Annotated in this window: 25 protein-coding genes; 19 read left to right on the top strand and 6 right to left on the bottom strand. The window is 73.4% G+C overall.

Annotated features, from left to right (window positions below; genetic code table 11):
- The first annotated feature begins 58 nt into the window (after positions 1 to 58).
- Genes F9B16_RS17095 through F9B16_RS17085 form a run of 3 tightly spaced genes read left to right on the top strand, consistent with a single transcriptional unit; the run spans position 59 to position 3445 of the window.
- Positions 59 to 664 (top strand): TetR/AcrR family transcriptional regulator, encoded by a 606-nt coding sequence (locus tag F9B16_RS17095; protein WP_151541072.1) that lies wholly within the window; start codon positions 59 to 61, stop codon positions 662 to 664.
- The gene (locus F9B16_RS17090; protein WP_151541071.1) at positions 661 to 2028 is read left to right on the top strand and encodes an MFS transporter; all 1368 of its coding nucleotides are present in this window, start codon (positions 661 to 663) and stop codon (positions 2026 to 2028) included. The genes F9B16_RS17095 and F9B16_RS17090 overlap by 4 nt, the downstream gene beginning before the upstream one ends.
- Positions 2018 to 3445 carry a pyridoxal phosphate-dependent decarboxylase family protein gene (locus F9B16_RS17085; RefSeq protein ID WP_151541070.1) on the top strand — a complete coding sequence of 476 codons (1428 nt, stop codon included), beginning with the start codon at positions 2018 to 2020 and terminating at the stop codon, positions 3443 to 3445. Before F9B16_RS17090 ends, F9B16_RS17085 begins: the two co-directional genes overlap by 11 nt.
- On the opposite strand, the gene F9B16_RS52725 is transcribed toward F9B16_RS17085, so the two are convergent.
- Positions 3442 to 5625 (bottom strand): hypothetical protein, encoded by a 2184-nt coding sequence (locus F9B16_RS52725; RefSeq protein WP_225991694.1) that lies wholly within the window; start codon positions 5623 to 5625, stop codon positions 3442 to 3444. The genes F9B16_RS17085 and F9B16_RS52725 overlap by 4 nt on opposite strands.
- Positions 5626 to 5882: 257 nt before the next feature.
- On the opposite strand from F9B16_RS52725, the gene F9B16_RS17075 reads away from it, so the two are divergent.
- The 5 genes from F9B16_RS17075 to F9B16_RS17055 all read left to right on the top strand — a co-directional run bounded on the left by F9B16_RS17075 (position 5883) and on the right by F9B16_RS17055 (position 8620).
- The gene (locus tag F9B16_RS17075) at positions 5883 to 6464 is read left to right on the top strand and encodes an RNA polymerase sigma factor (RefSeq protein WP_151541069.1); all 582 of its coding nucleotides are present in this window, start codon (positions 5883 to 5885) and stop codon (positions 6462 to 6464) included.
- A 2-nt stretch (positions 6465 to 6466) separates the two neighbouring features.
- The gene (locus tag F9B16_RS17070; protein ID WP_151541068.1) at positions 6467 to 7489 is read left to right on the top strand and encodes an LCP family protein; all 1023 of its coding nucleotides are present in this window, start codon (positions 6467 to 6469) and stop codon (positions 7487 to 7489) included.
- 43 nt (positions 7490 to 7532) lie between these two features.
- Positions 7533 to 7730, top strand: coding sequence for a helix-turn-helix transcriptional regulator (locus F9B16_RS17065; protein WP_151541067.1), 198 nt, complete (start codon positions 7533 to 7535; stop codon positions 7728 to 7730).
- Positions 7714 to 8109, top strand: coding sequence for a hypothetical protein (locus F9B16_RS17060; protein ID WP_151541066.1), 396 nt, complete (start codon positions 7714 to 7716; stop codon positions 8107 to 8109). The genes F9B16_RS17065 and F9B16_RS17060 overlap by 17 nt, the downstream gene beginning before the upstream one ends.
- 91 nt (positions 8110 to 8200) lie before the next feature.
- Positions 8201 to 8620 carry a CBS domain-containing protein gene (locus tag F9B16_RS17055; RefSeq protein ID WP_151541065.1) on the top strand — a complete coding sequence of 140 codons (420 nt, stop codon included), beginning with the start codon at positions 8201 to 8203 and terminating at the stop codon, positions 8618 to 8620.
- A gap of 16 nt (positions 8621 to 8636) precedes the next feature.
- On the opposite strand, the gene F9B16_RS17050 is transcribed toward F9B16_RS17055, so the two are convergent.
- Entirely contained in the window at positions 8637 to 9812 is a 1176-nt protein-coding gene (locus F9B16_RS17050; protein ID WP_225991693.1) for an aminotransferase class V-fold PLP-dependent enzyme, read from the bottom strand.
- A gap of 158 nt (positions 9813 to 9970) precedes the next feature.
- Here F9B16_RS17050 and F9B16_RS17045 point away from each other — a divergent pair, with 158 nt between their 5' ends.
- The 7 genes from F9B16_RS17045 (at position 9971) to F9B16_RS17015 (ending at position 19008) form a co-directional block, all read left to right on the top strand.
- Positions 9971 to 11854, top strand: a complete 1884-nt coding sequence (locus F9B16_RS17045) for an ABC transporter ATP-binding protein (protein ID WP_151541064.1) — start codon at positions 9971 to 9973, stop codon at positions 11852 to 11854.
- Between the two features lie 89 nt (positions 11855 to 11943).
- Positions 11944 to 13149 (top strand): serine hydrolase domain-containing protein, encoded by a 1206-nt coding sequence (locus F9B16_RS17040; RefSeq protein WP_151541063.1) that lies wholly within the window; start codon positions 11944 to 11946, stop codon positions 13147 to 13149.
- Positions 13150 to 13482: 333 nt separating this feature from the next.
- Entirely contained in the window at positions 13483 to 14301 is an 819-nt protein-coding gene (locus F9B16_RS17035; RefSeq protein WP_225991692.1) for an amino acid ABC transporter permease, read from the top strand.
- A complete protein-coding gene (locus F9B16_RS17030; RefSeq protein WP_151541061.1) occupies positions 14298 to 15047 on the top strand; it encodes an amino acid ABC transporter ATP-binding protein in 750 nt (249 codons plus the stop codon). The genes F9B16_RS17035 and F9B16_RS17030 overlap by 4 nt, the downstream gene beginning before the upstream one ends.
- Before the next feature lie 28 nt (positions 15048 to 15075).
- Positions 15076 to 15981, top strand: a complete 906-nt coding sequence (locus F9B16_RS17025) for a substrate-binding periplasmic protein (protein ID WP_151541060.1) — start codon at positions 15076 to 15078, stop codon at positions 15979 to 15981.
- Positions 15978 to 17912, top strand: coding sequence for a CocE/NonD family hydrolase (locus tag F9B16_RS17020; protein ID WP_225991691.1), 1935 nt, complete (start codon positions 15978 to 15980; stop codon positions 17910 to 17912). Before F9B16_RS17025 ends, F9B16_RS17020 begins: the two co-directional genes overlap by 4 nt.
- 10 nt (positions 17913 to 17922) lie before the next feature.
- Positions 17923 to 19008 carry a DUF5937 family protein gene (locus F9B16_RS17015; protein ID WP_151541059.1) on the top strand — a complete coding sequence of 362 codons (1086 nt, stop codon included), beginning with the start codon at positions 17923 to 17925 and terminating at the stop codon, positions 19006 to 19008.
- An 11-nt stretch (positions 19009 to 19019) separates the two neighbouring features.
- Here the strand turns inward: F9B16_RS17015 and F9B16_RS17010 are convergent, their stop codons facing one another.
- Complete coding sequence (locus F9B16_RS17010) at positions 19020 to 20039, bottom strand: YeiH family protein (RefSeq protein WP_151541058.1); 1020 nt, start codon at positions 20037 to 20039, stop codon at positions 19020 to 19022.
- Between the two features lie 71 nt (positions 20040 to 20110).
- Here F9B16_RS17010 and F9B16_RS52720 point away from each other — a divergent pair, with 71 nt between their 5' ends.
- The 4 genes from F9B16_RS52720 to F9B16_RS16995 all read left to right on the top strand — a co-directional run bounded on the left by F9B16_RS52720 (position 20111) and on the right by F9B16_RS16995 (position 22099).
- The gene (locus F9B16_RS52720) at positions 20111 to 20449 is read left to right on the top strand and encodes a LysR family transcriptional regulator (protein WP_225991690.1); all 339 of its coding nucleotides are present in this window, start codon (positions 20111 to 20113) and stop codon (positions 20447 to 20449) included.
- Positions 20450 to 21019 (top strand): LysR substrate-binding domain-containing protein, encoded by a 570-nt coding sequence (locus F9B16_RS52715; RefSeq protein ID WP_225991697.1) that lies wholly within the window; start codon positions 20450 to 20452, stop codon positions 21017 to 21019.
- A gap of 10 nt (positions 21020 to 21029) precedes the next feature.
- On the top strand, positions 21030 to 21374 hold the full coding sequence (locus tag F9B16_RS17000; RefSeq protein ID WP_151541057.1) for a winged helix-turn-helix transcriptional regulator: 345 nt from the start codon (positions 21030 to 21032) through the stop codon (positions 21372 to 21374).
- Positions 21375 to 21442: 68 nt separating this feature from the next.
- Positions 21443 to 22099, top strand: a complete 657-nt coding sequence (locus tag F9B16_RS16995) for an NADPH-dependent F420 reductase (RefSeq protein ID WP_151541056.1) — start codon at positions 21443 to 21445, stop codon at positions 22097 to 22099.
- 13 nt (positions 22100 to 22112) lie between these two features.
- Here F9B16_RS16995 and F9B16_RS16990 read toward each other — a convergent pair whose 3' ends face one another.
- From F9B16_RS16990 to F9B16_RS16980, 3 genes are all read right to left on the bottom strand, one after another.
- Positions 22113 to 22769, bottom strand: coding sequence for a maleylpyruvate isomerase N-terminal domain-containing protein (locus tag F9B16_RS16990; protein WP_151541055.1), 657 nt, complete (start codon positions 22767 to 22769; stop codon positions 22113 to 22115).
- Between the two features lie 552 nt (positions 22770 to 23321).
- The gene (locus F9B16_RS16985; RefSeq protein WP_151541054.1) at positions 23322 to 24041 is read right to left on the bottom strand and encodes a PhzF family phenazine biosynthesis protein; all 720 of its coding nucleotides are present in this window, start codon (positions 24039 to 24041) and stop codon (positions 23322 to 23324) included.
- Positions 24042 to 24121: 80 nt separating this feature from the next.
- Entirely contained in the window at positions 24122 to 25405 is a 1284-nt protein-coding gene (locus tag F9B16_RS16980) for an HNH endonuclease signature motif containing protein (RefSeq protein WP_192808832.1), read from the bottom strand.
- Positions 25406 to 25605 lie beyond the last annotated feature (200 nt).

Below are 25605 nucleotides of genomic sequence, written 5' to 3'. Positions count from 1 at the left end.
GCGGGATTTCCATCAAGCGATTGACCAAGCGCCGGGCGGGACCCTACGGTTGCTGCCCATGACCAGCGACTCCGGCCGGGAGCGCATCCTCGACGTCGCGACCCGGCTGTTCGCCGACCTCGGCTATGACGGCACCTCCACCCGCCAGATCGCCGACGCGGCCGGCCTCAACATCGCCACCGTCGCCTACCACACCGGCGGCAAGCGCGACCTCTACCTCGCCGTGATGGAACGCGCCCACCAGGCCGAACGCGCCGCCCTCGAGACCGCCCTCGCCGACCTCACCCCCGACGCCGCCGGGATCCTCGCCCTCGTCGACCGCTACGTCGACTTCTGCGCGGCCCACCCCGAGATCCCCGCCCTGTGGATGCACCGCTGGCTGTCGGACGCCTCCGACATCGCGGACCTGGAGGCCCGGTACGTCGAACCGCTGATGGAGGCGGTCGTCCGCGAGGTCGGCGGGATCGTGGGCGACGACGCCGACGTCGAGTACGTCACCTGGAGCGTCATCTGGTGTACCCACGGGTTCGCCCAGGGCGGCGTCCTGCGCGGCGACGGCCGGCGGCACGGCATGGAGGACCCCGCGGCGCTCGCCCGCTTCCGCGCCAACCTGCACCGGCTCGTCCTCGCGGGACTGAACCTCGACGCCCGGGCCGCGCTGTGACGGCGCGCACCGCGACCGCGAGCGCGGCGCTGCCCCGGCGGCGGCTCCTCGGCTACGGCGTCGGATCCGTCGGCACCGGCGTGTTCTCCGCGGTCCCCGGCCTGCTGCTCCTCTACTACCTGACCGACGTCCTCGGCGTCTCCGCCGCGATCGCCGGCGCCGTCCTGGTCGTCCCCAAGGCGTGGGACGTGGTGCTCAACCCGATCGTCGGCGCCGCCAGCGACCGCGAGGCCGTCCGGACCGGCCGCCGCACCCGGCTGCTGCTGATCGGCGGCGCGACGCTGCCGTTCCTGTTCGCCGCCATGTTCGCCGTCCCGGTCGACTCGCCGGGCTTCGGCGCCGGCTGGGCGGCGGTCGCGTTCCTGCTGGCGGCGAGCGCCTTCGCCTGCTTTCAGGTGCCGTACGTGGCGCTGCCCGCCGAGATCTCCGACGAGCCGTCCGAACGCGGCCGGGCGATGGCGTGGCGGGTCGTCTGCCTCACCCTCGGCATCCTCGTCGCCGGCGGCCTCGCGCCCGCCCTGTCGGACTCCGCCGGAGGAGGACGCGCCGGATACGCGCTGATGGGCGCCGTCATCGGGGCCGTCATGGGCACCGCGCTGATCACCAGCGCGCTCGCCAACCGGTGGATCCCGTCCACCCCCGGCCCGCGCCCGCTCGGCCTGGCCGCCGCGCTGCGCGCCGCCCGCGGCAACCGCCCGTTCTTCGCGCTGCTCGGCGGCTACGTCGCGCACACCCTCGCCGTCGCCATCATGCTGGCGGGCGCCCCCTACGTCGCGACCTACCGGCTCGACGACTACGGCCTCACCTCCGCGATGTTCGTCTGCATGGTCGGGCCGAGCGCGTTCGCCGTCCCGCTGTGGCGGAAGATGTCCGTCCGGTACGGGATCGTCCCCTGCTACGTCACGGCGCTCGCGATGTTCGCCGTCACCGGCTTCGCGTCCTACCCGGCGATCTCCGCCGGCTCGCGGCCCGGCGTGCTGCTCCTCGCCGCGCTGACCGGCGTCTGCTACGCCGCCGTGCAGCTGTTCCCGCTGTCGCTGCTGCCCGAGACCGTCCACGCCGACAAGGGACGCACCGGGCAGGCCCAGGCCGGTGCCTTCACCGGCCTGTGGACGGCCGCCGAGACCGGCGCGCTCGCCCTCGGCCCCGGCGTGTTCGCGCTGGTGCTGTCGGTGTCGTCGTTCCGGTCGTCCGACCTGGACGAGCCCGTCCACCAGACCGGCTCCGCCCTCACCGGGCTGACCTTCGGGTTCACGATCGTCCCGGCCCTGCTGTTCCTGCTGGCCGTCCCGCTCCTGCTGGCCTACCGCCGGCTCGCCGCCGCCCACCGAACCACCGAGGAAGCGCAGCCCCATGCCGTCTGAGACCGCTCTGCCCGAGCACGGCCGCCCGGCCGCCGACCTGCTCGCCGAGCTCGCCCGGCTCCGCGACGCCGACCTGCCCGTGCGCGGCGGCCACGTCACCGCCTACGTCTACGACACCGGACGCGAGGCCGTGCACGACCTCGCCGCCACCGCCTTCCAGGAGATGCTCGAGGTCAACTGCCTCGACCCGACCGCGTTCCCCAGCATCGTCGCGCTGGAGCGCCGCATCGTCTCCGCCGTCGCGGCCAAGCTCGGCGGCGGCACCGGGATCTTCACCAGCGGCGGCACCGAATCGATCATGCTGGCGGTGAAGGGCGCCCGCGACGCCCGGCCCGTCGCCGGACGCCCCCGGATCGTCCTGCCGGCAACCGCGCACCCCGCGTTCCACAAGGCCGCCCACTACCTCGGCCTCGACGTCGACCACATCCCGGTGGACGCCGCCTTCCGCGCCGACCCCTCCGCTGTCGCCGCCGCGATCACGCCCGACACCGTCCTCGTCGTCGCGTCCGCGCCGTCCTACCCGCAGGGCGTCATGGACCCGATCGAGGAGATCGCCGCCATCGCCGCGTCCGCCGGGGTGCTCTGCCACGTCGACGCCTGCGTCGGCGGCTGGGTGCTGCCCTGGCTCCGCGACCTCGGACGCCCCGTCCCGCCGTTCGACCTGTCCGTCCCCGGCGTCACGTCCATCTCCTGCGACCTGCACAAGTACGGGTACGCGCCCAAGGGGGCGTCCGTCGTGCTGTTCGCCGACGAGTCCGTCCGCCGCGCCGCCTACTTCGCGTCCGCCGAATGGCCCGGCTACACCGTCATCAACGCCGGCGTCCAGAGCAGCAAAAGCGCGGGCCCGCTCGGCGCCGCCTGGGCCACCCTCAACGCCGTCGGCGCGCAGGGCTACCGCGACCTCGCCGCCACCGCCATGGACACCGCCGAACGGTTCATCGCGGGCGTCGCCGAGATCCCCGGCCTCCGCGTCCTCGGCGACCCCGCCGTCCCGCTCGTCGCCGTCGCCTCCGACGACCCCGCCCTCGACGTGTTCACCATCGCCGACGAGGCCCGCGCCCGCGGCTGGTTCTTCCAGCCGCAGCTCGCCTACCAGGGCATCCCGCCGAACCTGCACTTCACCCTCACCGGCGTCAGCGACGTCGACGCGCTGCTGTCCGCGCTCGCCGACGCCGCCAAGGCCGCCCGCGCCGCCGGACCGCCCGACGTCCCGGCGGACCTGCTGGACGCCCTCGCCGGGCTCGACCTCGACAGCCTCGACGACGCGGGGTTCACCGGCCTCCTCGCCGCCGTCGGCGTCGACCTCGACGGCGGCGGCCCCGAGATGGCCGTCGTCAACACCGTCCTCAACGGGCTGCCGCCGGCCACCCGCGAGGCCCTCCTCGTCCGGTTCCTGTCCGCCCTCTACGCCGGCTAGTTCACCCGGATCAGCCGCTTCAGGTACGACGGCTCGTCCAGCTCCGCGCCGAGCACCAGCGGCACCTTCGCGGCACCCGCCGTCACCTCGCCGACCCGCTCACCGGCGCCGCCCTGGTGCGGCGGGTCGCCCTCGATCCCGACCGGAACCCGCAGGCCGGGCCACCCCACGACGGTCACCGGGGACGCGGCGCGCAGCGGCGTCGTCCCGCCGAGCCCGTCGTCGACCGCCCCGACCCTGGCGCCCTTCGGCGCCAGGGTCGCCGCCGTCAGCGCGCCCTCCACAGCCTGGATGAGCTGCCCGGCCGCCTCCACGGCCCCCTGCGCGCTCGGCGACTTCTGCGCCATCACCGCGCCCAGGATCAGCGTCGGCACGCCCCCGACCCGCTTGCGCGCCGCGAACACGAAGTTCCCGCCGGCCGCGTCGGTGTAGCCGGTCTTCCCGCCGACCACCCCGTACTGCCCGACCAGCACGTTCCCGCCCGGCCGCGCCGGGCTCCCGTCGTCCGGCACGTACGCCCGCCGGTTCACGATCTCCGTGAACGCGGGCACCTTCATCGCCGCCCGCAGCAGCTTCACCTGGTCGGCCGCGGTGCTGACCGTCCCCGAGTCGTAGCCGCTCGGGTCGGTGTAGCGGGTGCTCGTCATCCCGAGCTCCCGCGCCGCCGCGTTCATCTTCGCGACGAACGGCTGGTCGCCGCCCGAGTCCCAGCGCGCCAGCTCGTGCGCCAGGTCGTTCGCCGAGATGATCAGCAGCGCCTCCAGCGCCTTGCGCTCGGTCAGCCGCTGCCCCGCCGTGATGCCGAGCAGCGACTCCCCGCGCTTCTTGCGCGCCGGGATCTCCGCCACCCCCTGCGGCGACACCGTCAGCACCGGCCCCGCCTCGCCGGTCTTCAGCGGATGGTCGCGCAGGTACACGTACGCCGTCATCACCTTCGCGACGCTCGCCGTCGGCGTCGGCGCGGACCCGCCGGACGACCCCATCGTCCCCAGCCCGTCCACGTACACCGTCGACTGGCCCGCCGCCGGCCACGGCAGAGAGGGCGCCGCGCCCTGGAACACGTGGCTGGACGCCAGGCTCAGCTTCACCGTCGGATCCGGGACGGGCCGGATCAGCTGCCCGGCCGCCACGCCCACGATCAGCACCAGCGCCGCGACGAGCACGATAGCCAGCCGCCGACGCTTGGGCCGCCTTTCCGCCTCGGCGATCGGCTGCGGCGGCGCGGGCGCCTGCGGCGCGGCGACCTCCCAAGGCCCGCTCTGCCCGGGCCGCACCGGCACCGCCGCGCCCTGCTGCCCCGCGCCTTGCTGGCCAGCGTCCTGCTGCCCCGCGCCCTGCTGCCCCGCGTCCCAGCGGACGGACTCGGGCCGGAACTCGCCCGCAGGCGCCTGCCGCCGCGCCTCCCACGCCCCCGACGCGGGCGCCTGGTGCGGCGTCTCCCACCACTCCTGCCCGCCCGGCCGCGCCGGCGCGGCGGGCCTCTGCGCAGCGGGCGGCGCGGCGTTGTGTCCCGGCGCGGGCGCCTCCCAGGAGACGGGCAGCCGCTCGACCCGCGTCACCGCGGCCGGAGGCCCCGCCCACGGCTCGGGCGCCGGCGCCTCCGCAGCGCTCTGCGGCTCGCCGGGCCGCTCCTCGTTCGTGTTCGGCGCCTCGCCGGTACGCGGCTCGTCCTCTTCGGACGCCGCGCTCCCGTCCGGCTCGTCCTCCGACGAAGGCTCCGGCTCGTCGACGGTGTCCCGGGCGGCCTCGGCGCCGTCCGCCGGAGCAGGGGACGGCCCCGGCACATGCCCGGCCTCGGCCGGCGCGGCGCGCTGCTCCGAAGCACCCTGCGCGGCTTCCGTTTCCGGTTCTTCTTCTTCCGCTTCCGCGATTTCCGGCGCCTCTTCGGGACTTTCTTCTTCGTCCGTACTCTCGGCCTCCGACGGCGCGCCTTGATCGGACGCCTCCCCGGGAGCCTCGTCCTCCTCCGGGGCGGGCGCGTCCGCTTCCTCCTCGGGCGCCGGCTCGGCGCCGTCCTCGGCGGGCTTGGCCGGGCGCCGGATGTCGGGCCTGGTCAGCGAGGCGTTCTTGGCCGGGGCGGGCGCGGGGATGCGGAACTCGGCGGTGGCGGTCCGGCCGGGCTCGTGTTCGGCGTCCTCCGGGCGGTCGGCCGGCTCCGGTTCCTTCGGGACGTCGTTCACGGGCCTGCCCCCTCATAGGCTCGGTGATCACGCATGCGGACGAGGGTGGTCCTTCGGCGTGGATCCCCCGTGCACATTGAAAGATGTCCACTTTAGCGGCGAGGTTCGCTCTGTTATGCATCAGTGATCTGCGGCGGCATGGCGCGCCCCCGCCCGAAGCCCCCGAACACCCGTGAACCCGGGGGCGCGGTTGCGGAGATACACCGCTGACACTGTCCCCCACCAGAAGGCCGGGTCCGCATGCCATGGTGTCCGAGATGACCGCGCCGCCGACCGTTCCGGCGTGCGATGCCGATTTGATCGGGCGGTCGTTCGACGAGCCCGAGGCGTTCGCCGCGTTGTTCGACCGTTACTCCGCCATGCTCTACCGGTACGTGTCGCGCCGGCTGGGGCCGGAGGCGGCCGAGGACGTCGTCGGTGAGACGTTCCTCGTCGCCTTCAGCAAGCGGCACCGCTACGACCTGGCGCAGCGCGACGCGCGGCCGTGGCTGTTCGGGATCGCGACGAAGCTCGTCGCCCGGCACCACCGGTCGGAGGCGGCGCGGTACCGGGCGCTGCGCCGCAGCCCGGTGGACGGCCCGGCCGAGGGCCCGGCGGACCGGGTCGCGGCCGGGGTGACGGCGTGGGCGTCGCGCCCCGCGCTGGCGGAGGCGCTGGCCGGGCTGCCGCGCCGGGACCTGGACGTGCTGCTGCTCGTGGCGTGGGGCGACCTGGCGTACGAGGAGGTCGCGCGCGCCCTCGGGATACCGGTCGGCACGGTCCGGTCCCGCCTGAACCGGGCGCGGCGCAAGGTGCGCTCGGCGCTCGGCGACACCAACCCGATGGACGAGGAGGAGTGACCGTGGACGATCTGGAACTGCTCCGCGACCTCGGCCGCGAGCTGGGCGACGAGCCGCCGGCGACGCTGGCGCGGCAGCGGGGGCGGCTGCTGGACGCGGCGCGGGCCCGCCGGGGGTTCCGGCTGCCGGGGGGGCGATGGACGCTGCTCGGCGTGGTCGCGGCGGTGACGGCGGCGGCGATCCTGGTGCCGGCGTTCATGCTGCACGGGCGCGGCGCGCCGCCGGTGGCGGCGAAGACCCCGGCCGCCGCGAAGGCGATGAACATCCTGCTGGTGGGGTCGGACGCGAGGGGCGGCGGCCCGGCGAGGTCGGACACGATCGTGCTGGTGCACCTGCCGGCCGACCGCGCGCGCGCCGAAGCGGTGAGCATCCCGCGCGATTCGCTGGTGGACGTCCCGGCGTGCAAGTCCCCGAAGGGGAAGACGATCCCGGCGTACCGGGGGCTGATCAACGGGGCGTACAGCGTCGGCGGGGTGCCGTGCCTGGTCAAGGCCGTCGAGAAGGCGACGCTCGTGCCCGTCGACACAGCGGTGGAGATGGACTTCCGCGGGTTCAAGGGCATCGTGAACGCGCTGGGCGGCGTGCCCGTCACCGTCCCGAAGACGATCCTCGATCCGCAGGGGCGGCCGCTGCTGCCCGCGGGGCGGCAGATCGTGAACGGGGAGGGGGCGCTGGCGTTCGTGCGGGCCCGGCACGGGCTGGGCGACGGCTCGGACCTGGACCGGATCAAGCGGCAGCAGCAGTTCATGGCCGCCGTGGCCCGCAGGGCGAAGAGCGGGGTGCTGGCCGACCCGGTGCGGTTGGCGCGGTTCCTGGCCGCGGTGGCGGGTTCGGTGCGGACGTACCCGCGGATGGGGCCGGGGGAACTGGAGGCGTTCGCCGGGAGCCTGCGCAAGCTGGACCCGGGTGCCGTCCGGTTCGTGACGGTGCCGGTGCGCCCGGCGCCGGAGGATCCGAACCGCCTCGTCTTCGACGAGGCGCGGGCGCGGACGGTGTTCGCACCGTTCCGGAACCGAGGGATGTAAAGCACGCTTGACACCGCTTGGAGATGTAAAGCATGCTTGACACATGCGGAACGATGTCCGCGCGCTGAGGCTCTCCGGGGGCCTCTCGCAGGCGGAGCTGGCGGTGGCGATGGGCGTGTCGCGGCAGACGGTCAACGCGATCGAGACCGGCCGCTACAGCCCGTCCCTGACGCTGGCCGTCCGGCTGGCGCGGTACTTCGAGCGGACGGTCGAGGAGGTCTTCCATGTCGACTGCGACTGACGGGGTCAGGGGGCGCTGGGGCGTCCCGCTGACCGGGGTCGTGGTGGGCGCGGCGATGTGCGTCGCGTCCGGGCTGAACGGCCGCTGGGGGCTCGGCCTGGCGATGCTGGCGATCATGGTCGCGTACGGGGCGCTGCTGCTGGTGTTCGGCGGCCGGGAGCCGGTCGCGATGCTGGCCCGCGAGGACGGCGACGAGCGGCAGCGCGCCATCCAGGCCCGCGCCTCGCACATCTCCTTCAACCTCGTGGCGGTGTTCGTCGTCGGCGGGTTCGTCGTCGACCTCGCGCGCGGCGGAGACGGGATGCCGTGGGCGGTGATCGCCGCGGTCGGCGGCGCCGCCTACATCGCCACCGTGGCCGTCCTGTCGCGGCGGGGGTAGCGGGACGCGCCGTCGGGCCCCATGAATGCCCGCCGTCCTGCCGGGTAGGGCCGCAAACTCCCGGCAGGACGACCACGAGGGGTGTGTGCAAATGGCCACGAAGATCCGCGACATCATGACCGGTTCGCCGACGTCGGTGTCCCCGGAACTCGACATCGTCACGGTGGCGCGGGCGATGCGCGACGAGGACATCGGCACGGTGCTGGTCGCCGAGGGCGACGACCTGCTGGGCGTCGTCACCGACCGGGACCTGGTGGTGCGCGGGCTCGCCGCGGGCGGCGACCCGGCCCAGGCCACGATCGGCGGGCTCGCCAGCAGCGTCACCGCGACGGTCGGGCCGGACGACTCGCTCGACAAGGCCGCGCAGATCATGCGGGAGCGGTCCGTGCGGCGGCTGCCCGTCCTGGAGGACGGGCGCCCCGTCGGCATCGTCTCCATCGGCGACCTCGCGATCGAGCGGGACTCCGCGTCGGCCCTCGCCGACATCAGCGCCGCCCGCCCCAACACCTGACGGCGGCGCGCCGGCGCTAGGGGAGGGCCGCGAGCAGGCGCTCCAGGTCCTCCTCGGTGTTGTAGTAGTGCACGGAGGCCCGCACGGCCGCGTCGAGGCCGTGCGGGTCGTATCCGTGGGTCCTCGGCTGCGCCACGCTGACGTTGACGTCGCGGGCCCGCGCCGCCGCCTTGACCGCCTCCGGGGCGTGGCCGTCCACGGTGAACGTGACGATGCCGGACGGGTGCTCGCCGCGGTCGAGGACCGTGACGCCGGGCCGGCCGGCCAGCATCCGGCGCAGTGACGCCGCGAGGCCGGTGACGCGCTCCTCGATGGCGGCGATGCCGAGCGCGGACGCGTAGTCCGCGGCGGCGGCGAGCCCGATCTGCCCGGCGACGTACCGCTCCCAGGTCTCGAAGCGGCGCGCGTCGTCCCGGATCTCGAAGCCGTCGGGCGCCTTCCACTCGGCGGCCGTCAGGTCGAGGAACGGCGGTTCCAGCGTCCGGACGATCTCCCGCCGCACGTACAGGAACCCGGTGCCGCGCGGCCCGCGCAGGTACTTGCGGCCCGTCGCGGACAGCATGTCGCAGCCGATCTCGGCGACGTCCAGGGCGAGGTGCCCGACGGACTGGCACGCGTCCAGCAGGTAGAGGACGCCGTGCTCGCGGCAGAGCCGCCCGACCTCCGCGACCGGGTTGACGAGCCCGTTGTAGGTCGGGATGTGGTTGAGCGAGACGAGCCGGACGCCGCCCTTGGCGAGTTCGGCTTCGAGCGCGTCCAGGGCGAGCGTGCCGTTCGCGTCGTCGGGGATCACCTCGACCCGGGCGCCCTTGGCCGCGGCGACCTGCTGGTAGGCGATCGCGTTGCTGGAGTACTCGCTGGTGGTGGTGAGGATGCGGTCGCCTTCGGCGAACGGGATCGCGTAGAAGGCCATGTCCCAGGCGCGCGTCGCGTTCTCCACGTAGGCGATCTCGTCCGCGCGCGCGCCGATCAGCCCTGCGACCGCGCCGTAGAAGTGCTCGACGGCGTCCGCGTTCTGCTCGGCCGCCTCGTAGCCGCCGATCGTCGTCTCCAGCGCGAAGTGCTCCGCGACCGCCTCGATCACGGGTGCGGGCGGCAGCGCCGCGCCCGCGTTGTTCAGGTGCGCCACACGCGCGCAGCCCGGTGTGTCCGCCCGAGCCTTCTCCACGTCGATACCGATGCCGGTCCCCACGTTCGCCCCCCTCTGTCGCCGATCACTCGGATTATCGGTGATCGACACCGGATTGTCGTACCCGCGCGCGACGATGGCCTCGCCGACGACTTGACCTCAACATTCGTTGAGGTTTCAGGATGGGGCCCCGAGCCGACGACGACCGAGGACCGCCCGACATGGACATGGAAGTCACCGCGTGGATGTCGCTGCACCACGCCATGAACGCGCAGGACGACCGCCGGCCGTTCTCGAAGGCGACGCTGCGCCGGATCGCCGCCTTCGCCCGCCCCCACCGCCGGCCCCTGTACGCGTTCCTGCTGCTCAGCGTGGTGATGGCGGTGCTCGCCGTCGCGACGCCCGTGCTCGCCGGACGGGTGGTGAACGCGATCGTCGACCGGTCCGCGACGTCCACCGTGGTCGGGCTGGCGGTGCTGATCGCGGTGCTCGCGGTCGCCGAGGGCGGGCTCGGCCTCGCCAACCGGTGGCTGTCGGCCCGCATCGGCGAGGGCCTCATCCTCGACCTGCGCACCGCCGTGTTCGACCACGTCCAGCGGATGCCGGTCGCGTTCTTCACCCGCACCCGCACCGGCGCGCTCGTCAGCCGGCTCAACAACGACGTGATCGGCGCGCAGCGCGCGTTCAGCGACACGCTGTCCGGCGTGGTCAGCAACCTCGTGACGCTGCTGCTGACGCTGGCCGTCATGGTGAGCATCTCCTGGCAGGTCACGCTGCTCGCGCTGGTGCTGCTGCCGGTCTTCGTGCTGCCCGCCCGCCGGATGGGCACCCGCCTCGCCGGGCTGGAGCGCGAGGCCGCCCGGCACGACGCCGCGATGAGTACCCAGATGACCGAGCGGTTCTCCGCGCCCGGCGCCACCCTGGTCAAGCTGTTCGGCAGGCCCGACCGCGAGTCCGCCGAGTTCGCCGCGCGCGCCCGCCGCGTCCGCGACATCGGCGTCCGCACCGCGATGGTGCAGCACGTGTTCATCACCGCGCTGACGATGGTGTCGGCCCTGGCCCTCGCCCTCGTCTATGGGCTCGGCGGCTGGCTGTCGCTGCGCGGCCACCTCGACGCCGGCGCCGTCGTCGCCCTCGCGCTGCTGCTCACCCGGCTGTACGCGCCGCTGACCGCGCTCGCCAGCGCCCGCGTCGAGGTGATGAGCGCGCTGGTCAGCTTCGAGCGCGTCTTCGAGGTGCTCGACCTGCGCCCGCTCGTCGCCGAGAAGCCCGAGCCGCGCGACGTCCCGGACGGCCCCGTCGCGGTCGAGTTCGACGGCGTCACCTTCGCCTACCCCGCCGCCGACAAGGTCTCCCTCGCCTCGCTGGAGGAGGTCGCGACGCTCGACACCCGCGGCGGCGTCGACGTCCTGCACGACGTGTCGTTCCGCGCCGAACCCGGGCAGATGGTCGCGCTCGTCGGCTCGTCCGGCGCCGGCAAGTCCACGATCGCGCAGCTGCTGCCGCGGCTGTACGACGCCGACGCCGGCGCCGTCCGGCTCGGCGGCGTCGACGTCCGCGACCTGTCGTTCGCCTCGATCCGCGCGACGCTCGGCATGGTCACCCAGGACGGCCACCTGTTCCACGAGTCGATCCGCGCCAACCTGCTGCTGGCCCGCCCCGAGGCGACCGAGGACGAGCTGTGGGACGTGCTGCGCCGCGCCCGCCTCGACGCGCTGATCGCGGGGCTGCCGGACGGCCTCGACACGATCGTCGGCGAGCGCGGCTACCGGCTGTCGGGCGGCGAGCGGCAGCGGCTCACCATCGCCCGGCTGCTGCTGGCCCGGCAGCGCGTCGTCATCCTCGACGAGGCGACCGCGCACCTGGACTCCACGTCCGAGGCCGCCGTCCAGGAGGCCCTCGCCGAGGCCCTCGACGGGCGCACCGCCGTGGTGATCGCGCACCGGCTGTCCACCGTCCGCGCCGCCGACCTGATCCTGGTCGTGGAGGAGGGCCGGATCGTCGAGCGCGGCACCCACGACGAGCTCCTCGCCGCGGGCGGCCGCTACGCCGACCTGTACGAGACCCAGTTCGACACCCGCCCGCCCCTGGAACCCGTCGCCTGAACCCGGCCCGCGCCGATGAGTTCCGGGCCGCTGGACGGTCATAACCGCAAGAGCCGACCTACCTGCAAGAGCCGACCACGAGGAGCGACATGAGCGACGACGGCGGGTTCTCCGCGGCGGGGCTGGACCGGATGCGCCGGGTGATGACCGGTTTCGTCGACCGCGGCGAGCTGCCCGGCTTCGTCGCGCTCGTCCACCGGCGCGGGCACACGCACGTGATCGAGGCGGGCGCCCTCGAAGCGGGCGGCGACGCCCCCATGCGGCGCGACACCCTCTTCCGGATCGCGTCGCTCACCAAGGCGGTCACCGCCGCCGCCGCGATGATCCTGGTCGAGGAGTGCCGGCTCCGCCTCGACGACCCGCTGCACCACCTGCTGCCGGAGCTCGCCGACCGCCGCGTGCTGCGCCGCCTCGACGGCCTGCTCGACGACACCGTCCCCGCCGAGCGGCCGATCACCCTGCGCGACGCGCTCACGTTCACGCTCGGCTACGGCGTGTCGTTCCTCCCGGAGGGCCTGCCGCCGATCACGCAGGCGATGCTCGACACCGGCGTGGACAACGGCCCGGACGGCCCGCCCTGCGGCCCCGACGAGTGGCTGAAGCGGCTCGGCGCGCTGCCGCTCGCGCACCAGCCGGGCGCCGGCTGGCTCTACAACACCGGCGCCGACGTGGCCGGCGTGCTGATCGCCCGCGCCGCCGGCCGCCCGCTGGAGGACTTCCTCCGCGAACGGATCTTCGAGCCGCTCGGGATGCGCGACACCGGCTACACCGTGCCGGCCGCCGACACCGGCAGGATCGCCGCGTCCTACACCACCGACCCCGGCACCGGCGCGCTCGTCCGCCGCCCCGACCCCCGCGACGGCGCCTACGACCGCCCGCCGGTCTTCCCCGGCGGCAGCGGCGGCCCGGGCCTGCTCTCCACCGTCGACGACTACCGCGCGTTCCTGCGGATGCTGCTGGACGGCGGCCGCTACCCGGGCGGGCGGCTGCTGTCCCGGCCGTCCGTCGAGCTGATGACCACCGACCGGCTGACGCCGGAGCAGAAGGCGGGCAACGGGATGTTCCTCGGCTCCGGCGGCTGGGGCTTCGGCCTCGCCGTCGACGGCCGCCGCGACGACCTGTTCGTCCGCCCGGGCCGGTTCGGCTGGACGGGCGGGCTCGGCACGTCCGCCTACGCCGACCCCGGCGAGGACATGATCGGGATCGTCTTCACCCAGCGCGCCATGACCTCCCCGGAGCCGCCGCACCACTTCCAGGACTTCTGGACCACCGCCTACGCCGCCATCGACGACTAGAAAGCGCCGGCCCCTCCCAGGGACCGGCCGTGACCCCGCCCAGGTCACGGCCGGTCCCTTCGCTTTTCCCAGGCCGTGCCCAGGCCCGTGCCCCCCGGCCGCCCCCTGGCCGCGCCCGGCCGCGCCGCCGGCCGGAGGGGCCGCGCGGCCGATGTGAGGGTGCGGCCAATGATTAACGCGTTGGCGCAACGATCCTGTTCAGTCGCCTACCCTGCGCCTAGTGTGAGCGCACCGGCGACGCCCGTCCGCGGTGGACGCGGGGTCGGCCGAGGACCGCCGGACGGCCGGCCGGTGCGCCGGACAGCCGGTGGACGCCGTGAGATCGGAGCGAGTGTGAGCGACTTCCTGCATACGTTCTTCGACTGGTCGGAGATCCGTGGCGCACTCCCGACGCTGCTGACCGAGGGGCTGCGCAACACGCTGCTGATCGCGGTGCTGGCCATCCTGTTCGGCCTGGTCGTCGGCGTGCTGCTGGCGGTGCTGCTGCTGTCGCGGCGGCGGCTGGTGCGGCTGCCCGCCCGGCTCTACGTGGACGTCTTCCGGGGGCTGCCGGCGATCGTGACGGTCAGCCTGATCGGGCTCGGGCTGCCCGCCGCGGGGGTCCGGCCGTTCGGCCGCAACCCGCTCGGCTACGCGGTGATCGCGGTCGGGCTGATCTCCGCGGCGTACTGCGCGGAGATCTTCCGGTCCGGGATCCAGGCGGTGCCGCCCGGGCAGCTGCAGGCGGGCCGCAGCCTCGGGATGTCCTACCTGAAGACGATGCGGCTGGTCGTGGTCCCGCAGGGGATCCGGAACGTGCTGCCCGCCCTCGCCGGGCAGTTCATCGTCGACATCAAGGAGAGCTCGCTGGTCTACCTGCTCGGCCTCGGCGTCGGGCAGCGGGAGCTGTACTTCATCGCGCAGGAGCGGCAGGCCGCGAGCTACAACGCGTCGGCGCTGGTCGCGGCCGGGCTCTGCTACCTCGTGATCACGATCCCGCTGACGTACCTCGTCAACTGGCTGGACCGGCGGATGCGCGAGGGCGGCGGGCGCGGCGCGCGGCGGCCGGCGGCGGCCCTCGTCCAGGAGGACGGGACCGGCGCCGCGGGCATCGCGGGCGGGACGACCACGGGCGAGCTGACCGCGGGCACCGCGGTGAAGGAGCGGGCATGACGACGGCGACGCAGACGCAGACGGCGATCAGCGTCCGGGACCTGCGCAAGTCCTACGGCGACACCGAGATCCTGCGCGGGGTGAGCTTCGACGTGGCGCCGAGCGAGGTGCTGTGCGTGCTCGGCCGGTCCGGGTCCGGCAAGTCGACGATGCTGAAGTGCCTGAACCTGCTGGAGCAGCCCACGTCCGGCAGCGTGGTCGTGTCCGGGACGACGCTCACCGACCCGAAGGTCGACGTCGACGCCGCCCGCGCGAAGATCGGCATGGTCTTCCAGCACTTCAACCTGTTCGGGCACCTGAACGTGCTGGACAACGTCACGCTCGCGCTGCGGCACGTCCGCGGGATGGGCAAGGCGGAGGCGGAGGAGATCGGGCACGCGCAGCTCGCCCGGCTCGGGCTCGGGCAGCTGGCCCGGCAGCGGCCGGGGAACCTGTCCGGCGGGCAGCAGCAGCGCGTCGCGATCGCCCGGAGCCTCGCGATGAGCCCCGAGGTGATGCTGTTCGACGAGGCGACCTCCGCGCTCGACCCGGAGCTGGTCGGCGACGTCCTCGCGGTGATGCGGGAGCTGGCCGGCACCGGGATGACCATGGTCGTCGTCACGCACGAGATCGGGTTCGCCCGCGAGGCCGCCGACCGCGTGATGTTCATGGACGACGGGCTGATCGCCGAGGAGGGCGAGGCCCGCGCGGTGCTCGACGCCCCGTCCAGCCCGCGGTTCCGCGAGTTCCTCTCCAAGGTCCTCTGACACCCCCACGAAAAGGCAGGACAAGCACATGAACAAGGCTTTCGGCGTCCGCTTCGCGGCGGGCGGCGCGGTCGCCGCGGCGGCCCTGACGCTCGCCGGCTGCGGCGGCGGCTCCGGCAAGGACAACCCGTACGGGCTGGAGGAGGCCGGCACCGTCCTCGCGGCGGTCTCCACCGACCAGCCCCCGTTCGCGGCCGCCGACAAGGGCGGCAAGCCGCAGGGCTTCATCGTCGACCTCACCGACGAGGTCGCCAAGCGGCTGAAGCTGAAGGTGGAGTACAAGGCGAGCGCGGTCCCGGCGGCGCTGCAGGGCCTGTCGTCCGGCCAGTACGACCTGGCGGCGAGCGGGCTCGGCGTCACGGCGGAGCGGCAGAAGCAGGTGTCGTTCACCAAGGGCGTGTACTGGAGCACCACGACCGTCCTGACCCGCAAGAACTCCACCGCCACGAAGCTGACGGACTTCTCCGGCAAGCGGGTCGGCGACATCACCGGCGCCGTCCAGCAGGAGTTCGTGAAGTCGAAGATGCCGGGCGCGAAGCAGGTCCAGTTCCAGAACCAGAACACCGCGGTCACGCAGCTGCTGTCGGGCAACCTGGACGCGTTCGTCGTCGGCGGCCCGGACGCGGACGCCTACCTGAAGAAGTACAGCGCGCTCAAGCCCGCGGTGTCGGCGCCCGTCGACCACGCGACCGCGATGGCCGTCCAGAAGAAGAACACCAAGTTCCAGCAGGCCTTCGACGGGCAGCTCGGCGCGATGGTGCAGGACGGCACCTTCCTGAAGATCTACAAGAAGTGGTTCGTCGAGGCGCCGCGTCCCGAGCTGGTGAAGATCTGGCCCGCGCTCGGCTCGCAGGTCGGCCAGGACGGCGGGAACGGTCAGGCCGGCGGGAACGGGCAGGGCGCCGAGGGCACCCAGGGCGGCTCCTCTTCATGACGGTGATGGAGTCGGGGGCCGTCGCCGAGGAGGCGGAGGAGATCGCGCTGCCGGACGGCGGCTCGGTGTGGCGGCGCGTCGTGCGCACCGCCATGCGCGACGGCGCCGTCCTGGTGGCGGACCTGTACAGCGCCGACCGCGAGCTGGAGGCGCGGCCCGTCCTGCTGGAACGCACCCCGTACGGGCGGCGGGCGCGGCGCGAGTCCGACGGCCTGGACCGGCACGGCGAGCCGGTGTTCCCGGACCGGTCCGCGGCGATCTTCGTCGGCCGCGGGTACAACGTCGTCCGCCAGGACTGCCGGGGCAGGGGCGACTCGGAGGGGCAGTTCGTCAAGTACCTCGGCGAGGCCGAGGACGGCTTCGACACCGTCGAGTGGATCGGCGCGCAGCCGTGGTGCGACGGCCGCGTCGCCACCACCGGGGTCTCGTACTCCGCGCACGTGCAGACCGCGCTGGCCGCGCTGTCGCCGCGCCACCTCGCCGCGATGTTCGTCGACTCCGGCGGGTTCGCCAGCGCGTACGAGGCGGGCATCCGGATGGGCGGCGCGTTCGAGCTCAAGCAGGCGACGTGGGCGTACCGGCACGCGCTGAACAGCCCCGCCGCGCACCGCGACCCCGTCGTCCGGGCGTCGCTGCAGTCGCAGGACCTGCCCGCCTGGTTCCGCGCGATGCCGTGGCGGCGCGGCGCGTCCCCGCTGCGCGCCGTGCCCGAGTACGAGGAGTACCTGCTCGAACAGTGGGAGCACGGCGCGTTCGGCGAGTTCTGGCAGCGGCTCGGCCTGTTCGGGCGCGGCTCCTACGACCGGTTCCCGGACGTGCCGAGCCTGCACATGGTCAGCTGGTACGACCCGTACGTCCTGACCGCGGTGGAGAACTTCCGCGCGCTCACCGAGGCGAAGTCGAGCCCGGCGTACCTGGTCGTCGGGCCGTGGACGCACGGCGCCCGCAGCGTCCGGTACTCCGGTGACGTGGACTTCGGGCCCCGCGCCGTCCTGGACGGCAACCTCGCCCCCGACTACTGGGAGTTCCGCGCCCGCTGGTTCGCCCGCCACCTCGGCGGCGGCGACGGGTCGGGAGACGGCGCCGGGGAGGACTTCCCGCGCGTCCAGTACTTCCTCATGGGCGGCGGCAGCGGCCGCCGCAACGAGGAGGGGCGGCTGGACCACGGCGGCGAGTGGCGCACCGCCGCCACCTGGCCGCCGCAGGAGGCGACCGCCGTCCGGCTCTACCTGCGGCAGGACGGCTCCCTCACCGCGGAATCGCCGCAGGACGGCGCCGACGACCGGCTCGAATACGACTTCGACCCGGCGAACCCCGTCCCGACGATCGGCGGGCAGATCACGTCTGGCGAGCCCGTCATGCACGGCGGCGCGTTCGACCAGTGCCCGACCGACGGCACGTTCGGCTGCGAACCGCCGTACCTGCCGATCGCGGCCCGTCCCGACGTGCTCGTCTTCCAGACCGAGCCGCTGGAACGCGACGTCGCGATCGCCGGGCCGGTCCGGGTGCGGCTGTCGGTGGCGTCGAGCGCGCCGGACACCGACTTCACCGTCCGGCTCATCGACGTCCACCCGCCGAACGCCGACTATCCCAACGGCTACGCGATGAACCTCACCGACGGGATCCTGCGCTGCCGGTACCGGAACTCGTTCGCGAACCCGGAGCCGATGCGGCCCGGCACCGTCTACGAGATCACCGTGACCGCGCCCGACACCGCGAACCTGTTCGCCAAGGGCCACCGCATCCGGCTGGACGTGTCGTCGAGCAACTTCCCGCGCTTCGACGTCAACCCCAACACCGGCGGCCCGGAAGCGGCGGCGCGGCGGCGCGTCGTGGCCGTCAACGAGGTGCACCTGTCGCCGGAGCACCCGTCGTGGCTGTCGGTGCACGTCCTGGACGACGGGCCCGGGCGCGGCCCCGGCCGCGGTTAGGATTCGGGCCATGGTCGTCACGCTCGACGTGGACGGGGCGCAGGCATCGCACTTCGCGGTGGGGACGTCGCCGCTGGCCGAGCTGATGGCGTGCCTGCACACCCTCGCCGAGCCCGAGCACCATCCCGAGTCGCGGGCGTGGCTCGCCCGCACCCGGGAGGCGCTGCCGGAGCCGCTCGTCCAGGAGCTGAACCGGTTCGCGCCGCTGTGGGCCCGGTACCGCTGCCGGCTGTTCCTGCCGATGCGCAAGCCCCTCGACCTCGAACTGTCCGCCGAGCTGGACGGCCTCGCCCGCCTCGACGCGGACGAGTTCACCCGGCTCGCGGCGTTCGCGATCCGCGGGCTGACGTTCCCGGGCGCGGACCAGCTGCGGGACGCGGACGTGCGGCGCGCGTTCGTCAAGGCCAGCGAGCGCCGCTCGTTCTCCCGCGGCGAGCTGGCCCGCGCCCTGGTCGAGGACCCGGACGGCTTCCGCGAGCACCTCGCCGACACCCTCGAACGCTGCGCCGCCGCGTTCTTCGACGCCGAATGGCGCCGCATCGGGCCGCGCCTGAAGGACACCGCCGCGCCCGTCCGGGAGCAGCTGCGCAAGGAGTCCGCGCTGACCGTGCTCACCTCGGTCAGCCCGACCGCCACCGTCACCGAGCGGCCCGCCCGCGTCCACTACGACAAGCTCCAGTCGGCGACGGGCAAGGTCGCCGAGCGGGGCTGCTTCCTCGTCCCGACCCTGCACGGCTGGCCGCACCTCATCCTCAAGACCGGGGACGACGGGCTGCCGCTCGTCGTCCACTTCATCGCCGGGGACTGGGAGCAGCGCCCGTCCGCCCGCCAGTCCCTCATCCGCGACCGGCTCGCCGCGATCTCCGAGCCGGGCCGGTTCGAGATGTGCCGGCACCTGCTCGGCGAGCCGATCACCACCTCCGAGCTGGCGCAGCGGACGGGCATCTCCGAGCCGCAGGTGTCCCGGCACCTGCGGCGGCTGCGCGAGGTCGGGCTCATCACGTCCCGCCGCGAAGGCCGCATGATCTACCACCGGCTGCACGCGCAGCTCCTGCTGTCGCTCGGCTCCGACGTGCTGACCACCGTCATGCGCTGACCTGCCCGGGGTCAGCGGGGGATGAGGGTGAGCGCGGTGAGCGCGACCGTCCCGACCAGCAGGGTCGACAGCGCGCCGAGGACGAGCCCGCGCCGTCCCGTCCGCACCAGCTCCTTGACGCGCACCGCCGACCCCAGGCCGAACATCGCCGCCGCCAGCAGCACCGTCGAGACGTCCTTGGCGCCCGCCAGGACCGGGCCCGGGACCACGCCGGCGCTGCGCAGCGCCAGCATCACCAGGAACCCGACGACGAACAGCGGCACCACCGGCGGCCGCTTCCCCTCCGCGTGGACGCCGCCGCGCCGCTCGACCAGGCCCATCCCCGCGACCATCGGCGCGAGCAGCACCACCCGGGTCAGCTTCACGATCACCGCCGTGCCGACCGCCGCGGCACCGGCCGGCGACGCCGCCGCCACCACCTGCGCGACCTCGTGGACGCTCAGCCCCGCCCACATGCCGAGCGACTCGCGGCTCAGCCCGAACACGTGCGTCCCGAGGAACGGGACGACCACGATCGCCGCGCTGCCGTAGATCGTCACGAGCGTCACGCCCGTCGCGACGTCCTCCTTGCGGCTGCGCGCGACGCTGTCCATCGCCACGATCGCCGACGCCCCGCAGATCGAGAACCCGGTCGCCACCATCAGCGCGAGCCCCTTCGGCACCCCGACCAGCCGGCCGAGAACCAGCGTCCCGGCGAACCCGGCCAGGACCGTGACCAGCACCACCGCCAGCATCCCCGGCCCCAGCCGCAGCACCTCGCCCACGCTGAGCTGCAGGCCCAGCAGCACCACACCGACCCGCAGGAACTTGCGCGTCGCCCACTGCAGCCCGTCCGCCGCGGACTCGGGCAGCGCCCCGCCGACCAGCACGCCGAGCAGCACCGCCATCGTCAGCGCGCTCAGCGCCGGCACCCACCCGTTGATCACCATCGCCGCCGCCGCGCCCGCTCCCGCCACCGCGACGCCCGGCCCCGTCCGCCTCGTCCACGACCGCACCCGCTCCGGCCGCACCGCCTCCACCGTTGTGCTCATGCATCCGACCCTCGGGGACCCGGGACCACGCCGGAAGCGGGCGATCCGGCCTCACGTCATAACCTGAGGGCATGGCACAACCCCCGGACCTGGAATCGCTCCAGCTGCTCGTACACGTCGCCGACCAGGGCAGCCTCACCGCCGCGGCCGCCGAGCTCGGCATCAGCCAGCCCTCGGCCAGCAAGCGGCTGTCCCGGCTGGAGCGCCGGCTCGGGCTGCGCCTCCTCGACCGCACCCGCCGCGGCTCCGCCCTCACCGCCGACGGGACCCTCGTCACCGGATGGGCCCGCCGCGTCCTCGACGACCTCACCGCCCTCACCGACGGCGCCGCCGCCCTGCACCGCGCCCGCACCGCGCAGCTGTCCGTCGCCGCCAGCCTCACCGTCGCCGAGTACCTGCTGCCCGCCTGAATCGGCGACCTCCGCCGCGCCGACCCCGGCCTGCACGTCGGCCTCCAGGTCACCAACTCCTCCCGCGTCTGCGAACTCGCCCGGCACGGCGAGATCGACCTCGGCTTCATCGAGTCGCCCGGCCGGCCGGCCGGGCTCCGCTCCCGCGCCGTCGCCGGGGACCGGCTCGTCCTCGTCGCACCGCCCGGCCACCGCTGGACGCGGCGCCGCCGCCCCGTCGACCCGGCCGAGGTCGCCGCCACCCCGCTGATCACCCGGGAGGCCGGCTCCGGCACCCGGCAGGCCGCCGCGCAGGCGTTCGCCGCGCACGGCCTGGAACCCGTCCCGCCGCTGCTCGAACTCGGGTCGAGCACCGCCGTCCGCAACGCGGTCGTCGCCGGCGCCGGACCCGCCCTGATCAGCGAGCTCGTCGTCGCCGCCGACCTCGCCGCCGGCACCCTCACCGGGATCGAGATCGCCGGCATGACGGTGGAGCGGTCCCTGCGCGCCGTCTGGCGCACCGGCGCCGACCCCACCGGCCCCGCCGCCGCGCTCCTCGCCCGGGCCCGCCGCCCGCCCGCGAAGGCGTAACCTGCCGGACGTGGTCGCCTACGACGTGTTCCTCGCCGACTGTCCCGCCCGCACCACCCTCGCGCTGATCTCCGACACCTGGTCCGTCGTCGTGATCACCGCCCTCGGCCGCGGCCCCGCCCGGTACGGCGAGCTCCGCGCGAAGATCGGCGGGATCAGCAACAAGATGCTCACCCAGACGCTGCGCCGCCTCGCCGACAACGGCCTCGTCGAGCGCCGCGAGCTGCGCACCGCCCCGCCCGGCACCGAGTACCGCCTCACCGCCCTCGGCCGCAGCCTCCTCGACCCCGTCTGCGCCCTGTCCCGCTGGGCGGAGGAGAACACCGACGCGCTCCTCGCCGCCCGCCCCGCCTAGGAACCGACTGGTTCCCCACGGGCTCCTACATTCCTTCGCAGAACCCGACAGGTCCATGGGAGGCCCTCATGAAGATCGGTGTGCTCGGCGCGGGAATGATGACGGAGTCGCTCGCCGCCGGCTGGATCCGCGCCGGACACGACGTCCTGATCGGCGGCCGCACGCCCGAGAAGGCCGAGGCGCTCGCCAAGCGCATCGGCGCCCGCGCCGGAACCCTCCGCGACGCCGCCGAGTTCGGCGACTCCGTCCTCGTCGCCGTCCGCCGCGAGGGCCTGGAGGAGACCCTCGCCGCCGCCGGCGGCGCCCTCGCCGGCAAGCCCGTGATCGACTGCGGCAACGCCGTCGACGTCAGCGACTTCTCCCAGGTCACCTACCAGGACGGCGCGTCCATGGCCGAGGAGATCGCCCGCCTCGCCCCCGGCGCCCACGTCGTCAAGGCGTTCAACCAGGCCCACGCGTCCGTCTGGGCGATGACCCCGCCCGCCGTCGACGGCCGCCCCCTCGCCGTCCCGTTCGCCGGCGACGAGGAGGCCAAGCCCGCCGCCCGCACCCTCATCACCGACCTCGGCGCCGAACCCCTCGACGCCGGCGACCTCCGGCAGGCCCGCAACCTGGAGGCCATGGCCATCGTGGTCATCCGGCTGCTGTTCTCCGGCTACGACCCGCACTCCGTCTTCGCCTTCGCCAGCCCCGGCCGCACCGCCGAAGCGTTCACCTCACGCTGAGCCGCGTTCGCCCTCAGCCGAGGATGAGCGGGACCTTCGCGGCCAGCTCGCCCAGCGCTTCCTTCTCCGCCCCGGCCGCGGCCCGCCGTCCCGTACCGACCAGCAGCGCGTCCGTGTCGGAGAACGAAGCCGGGAAAGCCGCCCCGGCGATCCCCTCCAGCAACGCCCGCGTCGCCGAGAGCGCCTCCACCGAAGGCCCCGTGACGGACGGCAGATGCGCGACCAGATCGAGGTGATGCATCGTCCATTCGAGGACATAAGCCGAAAGGAAGTCCGCCACCGTCAGCACCTTCCCTTGCGTGCTCACCCGCGCAGCCCGATCCGCGAGCCCCGCCGCACGCCCCGCCGCGGACCCGACGTCATCGAGATGGAACTTCAGCCACCGCGGCTCCCCGTACGCCGCGGCGAGCCGCGGAATCAGCGCGTCGAGCGGATCGTCGCCGGTCGGCGGCTCGTCCGCGACGTCCCAGTAGGTGACGGCGTCCGCGGTCGGCTCCGTCGCTGCGGGCGTCACCAAGGTGATCAGGACGTCCTGCGCGTCGATGACCAGATGGCACGCGAGGTCCCGCACGAGCCACCCGGCGCACCCGGACGGCCGCTCGAAGTCCTCGTCGGAAAGACCGGCGACCGCGGCGAGCAACGCCGCCCACGACCGTTCGAAGAGATCCACCCGCCGCACGCTAGCCGCGCCCGCCACCCCGGACCAACCCCTTAACGAGAGGACGAAGACCATGGCCCCGCGAACGCTCGCAGGGCGTCGGGCGGTATTCCGGAGCTTTGGTGGCGTCCCTTTGGGGTGTGGCGTGTAGGGGGGTGGTCGAGTGTTCGTCATCCGGGGGTGTTCGGGGGTTCATCAAGAGGAGCGTTCGGGCCCATCACCAAGAGTGGTGTTCGGGTGCCTCGACGAGGGGGGTGTTCGAGTGACCCTGGATGAGGGTGATGGTGTGCCTCGGCAAGAGTGGTGTTCAGGTGCCTCGGCAAGAGGGGTGTTCGAGAGACCGGAAAAAAGGTTGTTCGGGTGGTGGGGTGGCGCTTGCGTACGGGGCCGCCCCTCCAAAGTCAAGGGCGCCTTCGGCGTCGCTTCGCGATGGACTTCGTCCACCCTTGACTTTGGAGCCTCTGCGGCCCCTGGGCAGGTGATGGGGGCAGGCTCCGCCTGCCCCGCCCCCGGGTCGCGCCACCCCACCACCCCCTTCCGTAAGGGGTGTCGAGCGGCTCTACATCATCGACCGATGTAAAGCTCATCAAGTGCGGCGCGGACATCCTCCCCAGGCGGTTCGACCGCACAACGCCCACCCAATTCCACCTGCACATCGTCCACCGGCCGCGTACGGATGATGGCCCGGTGGCGACCGTGCAGAACCTCAAGGCCACGGCCGAGTTTCAAGGTCAGCAGCATGGATGCGCTGCCGCACGCCTCGTCCTCGCCCTTGCCGATCCGAGGTGCCCACAACCGCGCCCGCACCCGCCCGGCCTCCTGGTCCTCCCAGGCCCACACCTGCGTGAAGTCCTCACCTTCGGGAAGGCCGGTCAGCGCGTCGATCTCGGCGGCGCTCTCCATCTGGTAATGCCGCCACGGCTTCGACCATCGCGCCGGCGCTGTGAGCCAAACCGTGCCGTCTTCGTCCCGGCGGCACGACACCGGCCCGGCGTCCGGAACCAGCTCTTTCGGAACCTTTCCGATCCGGTGCAACGCCTCCACAGTGGCCAGAAGCGGGTGACCGCCGAACCGGATCGACTGCCCGTAATTGCTGTGAATGCTGACCCGTCCAGCCGTTGTGTCCTGGACGAATACGTTGGCGGGAACGCCCAGCCGCGTCGCCAGTTCTTGGCGTTGCACAGCAGTGACCGAGTTCCCCTCCGGCTCCACCACGACGAGCGCCGGATTGCCATGCGCACCCTCAGCGTTGACGAACGCCCGCACAAGCCAACAGTTGATCATGCCGACGACGCTACCCGCCCACCACCCGACCCCGGTCACGATGGATCCACTGAGGAGGTGGTGGTGATGCTGGCTGATCGTTACGCGGCCCAGTCGAGGGCGCTATCGGGTGGCCCGTCGCCGCCTGGTGGCCCGTTGCCGCCGGGTGGTCCGGTTGCCTCTCGGGCGTCTGGTGGCGGTAGCAGCCGGTAGACGTACCGCCCGTCTCGATCCTTGGTGATCTGGATCTGGTCAGGGCTCGTGTGTTTGAACCGGTTGTGCCATCCGCAGGTGAGGGCGAGTTGGTCGATGTCGGTGGGTGAGTGTCCGAGTGCCCATCCGTTGACGTGGTCGACTTCGCAGAGTGTGCCCGGGGTCTCGCATTCCCGCACCGCGCAGGTCGGGTAGAGGGTTTCGAGGACTTGGCGTTGGGCTGCGGAGGCGAATCGTTCCCGGTGGCCCAGGTAGAGCGGGGTGTTTCCGCGTCCGAGGAGGAGGGGTGAGACTCCGGCGGCCAGGGCGATGCGGCGCGCCTGCGGGGCGGGGATCGGGGTTCCGTCGGTGAGGCGGGCGGGGGCGTTGCCTCCGGTCAGTGTCTCCAGGTCGCAGATGACGGTGACCTTGGTGGCCTTGTGACCACCGGACAGCACGCTGGAGAGCGCGGCGGCGGTGCGCTCGGAGAGGTCGCGGCGGTCGTCGGGCCCGGCCGGCTTGGCCAGCGGAGCGAGCGTGCCGTCGAAGATGGCGGCGTCTTCGGGGTTCAGCCAGCCCTTCACATACCGGCCGCCGTCCAGGGAACGCGTCGTGGTCAGCCAGGACTTGGCGTAGCCGCGTTTGGTGTCCTCGTCGGGTGCGGTTTCGGTGTCGTCGCGTTCGGCGATGAGGTCGCGGATGCGGCGCCCGAACGCGGCGACCTTCCCGGCGGAGAAGCCTTGGTCGATGAAGCCGAGCAGGGTTGTCTCGGCTTCTGCGCAGTCGGTGTCGTCCAGGCGGGCGACCGAGTCGGCGACCGTGGTCGCGTAGCCGAAGGACAGGTCGCCGGAGGCGAGTGCGGCGGCGACGTGGGGCAGGCGGTGGCGCTGCCGGGCGAGAGTGAGGCGCTCCTTGGCGCGGTTGTCGCGCATGCCCAACCGGGAGCGAAGCCACGCCTGGGTGGAGGGATAGCCCCACCGGGCCTGTTCTCCGGTGGCGTCAACTCGGCCGATGAATCCAGCCAGCGCGCTTTCCTGCATATCGGACGCGGCCGCGAGGGTTTCAGTGAGTTCCAGGCAGGCGGCCGCCGACTCGGGGACGTCTCTGGTGGCGAGTTCAGTGGCGATGGCGGAGAGCGCGTTCACCAATTCCATGGTGGACGCGGCCCCGAGCTCGACCGTCACTGAATGCATACCTAAATAGTACCCTGCGTGACTGACATTCGAGGCCGTTCGAGGCACATTCTTCCCGGTATTTTTGGGCGGGAAAGGCCACCGAGCCTCGTGGCTTCTCGCCGATCTTCTTGCCGCTCTTGGCGTCATGCACGCAGGGGAGTTTCGCCCCTTACGGAAGGGGGTGGTGGGGTGGCGCGACCCGGGGGCGGGGGCCGGCG

The organism is Actinomadura montaniterrae (genome assembly GCF_008923365.1).
In the GTDB taxonomy this organism is placed as follows: Bacteria; Actinomycetota; Actinomycetes; order Streptosporangiales; family Streptosporangiaceae; genus Spirillospora; species Spirillospora montaniterrae.
Note: the sequence above shows the minus strand (reverse complement) of the source record. Positions and strands in the feature narration are given on the sequence as shown.

Bases quoted from the DNA above. Each gene is read 5' to 3' on its own strand.
- F9B16_RS17095 (WP_151541072.1), top strand. From the start codon at position 59: ATGACCAGCGACTCCGGCCGGGAGCGCATCCTCGACGTCGCGACCCGG.
- F9B16_RS17085 (WP_151541070.1), top strand. From the start codon at position 2,018: ATGCCGTCTGAGACCGCTCTGCCCGAGCACGGCCGCCCGGCCGCCGAC.
- F9B16_RS17075 (WP_151541069.1), top strand. From the start codon at position 5,883: ATGACCGCGCCGCCGACCGTTCCGGCGTGCGATGCCGATTTGATCGGG.
- F9B16_RS17065 (WP_151541067.1), top strand. From the start codon at position 7,533: ATGCGGAACGATGTCCGCGCGCTGAGGCTCTCCGGGGGCCTCTCGCAG.
- F9B16_RS17060 (WP_151541066.1), top strand. From the start codon at position 7,714: ATGTCGACTGCGACTGACGGGGTCAGGGGGCGCTGGGGCGTCCCGCTG.
- F9B16_RS17055 (WP_151541065.1), top strand. From the start codon at position 8,201: ATGGCCACGAAGATCCGCGACATCATGACCGGTTCGCCGACGTCGGTG.
- F9B16_RS17045 (WP_151541064.1), top strand. From the start codon at position 9,971: ATGGACATGGAAGTCACCGCGTGGATGTCGCTGCACCACGCCATGAAC.
- F9B16_RS17040 (WP_151541063.1), top strand. From the start codon at position 11,944: ATGAGCGACGACGGCGGGTTCTCCGCGGCGGGGCTGGACCGGATGCGC.
- F9B16_RS17030 (WP_151541061.1), top strand. From the start codon at position 14,298: ATGACGACGGCGACGCAGACGCAGACGGCGATCAGCGTCCGGGACCTG.
- F9B16_RS17025 (WP_151541060.1), top strand. From the start codon at position 15,076: ATGAACAAGGCTTTCGGCGTCCGCTTCGCGGCGGGCGGCGCGGTCGCC.
- F9B16_RS17020 (WP_225991691.1), top strand. From the start codon at position 15,978: ATGACGGTGATGGAGTCGGGGGCCGTCGCCGAGGAGGCGGAGGAGATC.
- F9B16_RS17015 (WP_151541059.1), top strand. From the start codon at position 17,923: ATGGTCGTCACGCTCGACGTGGACGGGGCGCAGGCATCGCACTTCGCG.
- F9B16_RS17010 (WP_151541058.1), bottom strand. From the start codon at position 20,039: ATGAGCACAACGGTGGAGGCGGTGCGGCCGGAGCGGGTGCGGTCGTGG.
- F9B16_RS52720 (WP_225991690.1), top strand. From the start codon at position 20,111: ATGGCACAACCCCCGGACCTGGAATCGCTCCAGCTGCTCGTACACGTC.
- F9B16_RS16995 (WP_151541056.1), top strand. From the start codon at position 21,443: ATGAAGATCGGTGTGCTCGGCGCGGGAATGATGACGGAGTCGCTCGCC.
- F9B16_RS16985 (WP_151541054.1), bottom strand. From the start codon at position 24,041: ATGATCAACTGTTGGCTTGTGCGGGCGTTCGTCAACGCTGAGGGTGCG.
- F9B16_RS16980 (WP_192808832.1), bottom strand. From the start codon at position 25,405: ATGCATTCAGTGACGGTCGAGCTCGGGGCCGCGTCCACCATGGAATTG.